The sequence below is a fragment of the Chryseobacterium contaminans genome (assembly GCF_001684955.1).
GTDB lineage: Bacteria > Bacteroidota > Bacteroidia > Flavobacteriales > Weeksellaceae > Chryseobacterium > Chryseobacterium contaminans.
In genome coordinates this window covers 1-1,025 of sequence record NZ_MAYF01000225.1, presented here as the reverse complement: position 1 = coordinate 1,025, position 1,025 = coordinate 1, and the positions used below count along the sequence as shown (strand labels likewise).

Annotated in this window: 1 rRNA gene; it reads right to left on the bottom strand. The window is 32.3% G+C overall.

Going from position 1 to position 1,025, the window contains the following annotated elements:
• A 16S ribosomal RNA gene (locus tag BBH99_RS12630) occupies nucleotides 1-85 on the bottom strand; the annotation flags it as partial.
• Between the last annotated feature and the right edge of the window lie 940 nt (nucleotides 86-1,025).

The following is a 1,025-nucleotide window of genomic DNA, read 5'->3' as shown; positions in this document are numbered from 1 at the left end:
CTCCGAAGAGACTCTACCGCTCGGCTTGCATGTGTTAGGCCTCCCGCTAGCGTTCATCCTGAGCCAGGATCAAACTCTCCATTGTATGTTTGTCTGACTCACTCAAAGTTTTAACGCTTTAGTTTTTTCTTACTTGGTTGTTATATTGTATGTCAATGATCTTTATATCTTCCGCTTTTTAACGAAGCAATCTCTCTGTCAGTGTCGCTCCGTATTTGCGAGCGCAAAAGTAAAACTTTATTTTGTAATGACCAAATGTTTTTGAAAAAAAATTTAAAGTTTTTTAAGTAACCTTAATCCTTTCCAAACCTCAATCTATCCACTCCTGCGCTCCGAATTATTCGGACTGCAAAGATAGAAACTTTATTTTAACTTACAACCTTTTTTATTAAAAAAATTAAAAATTTTTTCCGTCTTTATCTTTTGAAGTATTATAATGTTCCTGCTTATCTAAAAGCCCTTCTGCGCTACCGATCTACTCTCGTTTTCAGTGGGGCAAAGATAACAACTTATTACTACGCAAAACAAACTTATTTAACATAAAATTTATACTTATATAAGAATTGTGGATAACTATATAACATAATCATTTGATATAGTTTTACTTACTATACAATTTATACTTATCCACAATTAGTATAGATGGTCTTGTATATACATAAGAATATCGGAAGATAACTTATATAACTCTTCTCTCTTTAAAAGCTAGGGTGTACACTTATAATAGGAACAAAATTTTGCCCCACCATTCATAGGGTTTATTAGACCAAAATTTTAGAAGATAATAGTAAAATAGATGATAAAAGAAAAACTATCACAGTAAATATAAAGATTCTTAAGGGAGATATCTTAAGTCAATACTTGCCCTACGCAATCCTACTCCTTCTCCAGTTCATTCTGCGGGGTAACCGTTCCTATCGGGGCTAGGGAGGTTGTATGGATGAAAATTATTGGTTTATAAAATGAATTACACCTTTTTATTATGAGTAATAAGTAATTAGTGATGAGTAATAAATGATGGATAT